The sequence below is a fragment of the Planctomycetota bacterium genome (assembly GCA_016872555.1).
Taxonomy (GTDB): domain Bacteria; phylum Planctomycetota; class Planctomycetia; order Pirellulales; family UBA1268; genus F1-20-MAGs016.
This window is the reverse complement of the sequence record VGZO01000157.1, coordinates 1-1,139: the sequence shown is the minus strand read 5'-3', so window position 1 is coordinate 1,139 and position 1,139 is coordinate 1. Positions and strand designations below refer to the sequence as shown.

The following is a 1,139-nucleotide window of genomic DNA, read 5'->3' as shown; positions in this document are numbered from 1 at the left end:
TGGCCGCGTCATCGGCTTGCTGCTGCTTCAGCTCCGTGAGCCGCTCCTGTTCCTGCTGCAGCCGCGCCGCCAGTTGCTGCTGCTCGGCCTGCAGGGGTGAGAGCCGCGCCTGCAGCTCCTGGCGCCTTTGGCTGCGCTGCTTCTGCTCCTCCATCCAGCTGCCGCTGCGCCCGGCCACCTCGCCCAGGCGGCGGCGTGAGAGTTCCACAGCGGCCTCGGCGCTGCGGCAGCTGGTTTCGGCCTGCTCCAGGGCCGCGTCGTCGTCTGGAGCGGCCAGCTGGCTCTGCTGCTGGCGCAGCTCGCCCTGCTGCCGGGCCAGCTCTTGGCGCTGGCGCTGCAGCTCCTCGGCGCTCTGTTGGTGTTTCTCCGCCTGGCGGGCCAGCTCGCGGCCGCTGGCCTCCAGGCCGGCCAGCTCCGATTGCACAGCCAGCAGGCTGTCTTCGCCGAGGGCCTTCACCTCGGCTTGCAGGGCTTCGAGGGCCTTGGCGGAGTGCTCGAGACTGGTTCTGGCCTCGGCGATCGCCTCGCGATCGCTTTGCTGCTGTTGCATCAGCGCCGCCTGGCGGCTGTGCAGTTGCCGTTGCTCCTGCTGCGCCTGCTCAAAGCCCAGCACCTGCTCCTGCAGCCGGCCCCGCTGGAAGCGCTCGCGCAGATCCTGATAGGTGCGGGCCTTGGCGCAGTCGCGCTCCAGCTTCTGGCGCGACACCAGCAGCTCCTGCTGCACGATCGCGCAGCGTTCTTCGCGCTCCTGCACCTCGGTGAGCTTGCTGCGGGTCTGCTCGATGCGGGAATCGAACAGGGCCACACCGGCCAGTTCATCGATGATGCCGCGCCGCTCCTTGGCGCTCATCGACACGATGCGGGTGACATCGCCCTGCATCACCACGTTGCTGCCCTCGGGATCCACCCGCAGGCGCCGCAACTGCGTTTGCAGCTGCTGCAGGTTGCAGGCCACGCCATCGGCGCTGTAACTGCTGGCGTAGGTGCCGCCGGGGGCGATGCGCAGCCGGCGGGTCACCGACCATTCCTGTTGGCCGGGCTTAATCCAGGGCCCTTCGTCCGGTGGCTCCAGGCCTGCCTCGGCTTCGTCGGGCTGCCAGTCGCGCAAGTCGAAGCGCACCGTCACCACGGTTTCCGCT

General features: G+C 69.5%; 1 protein-coding gene. It reads right to left on the bottom strand.

Translation table 11 applies throughout. The features are described from left to right. Nucleotides 1–1,139: chromosome segregation protein SMC (locus FJ309_17685; GenBank protein MBM3956406.1), on the bottom strand; the 1,139-nt coding region annotated here is incomplete at both ends.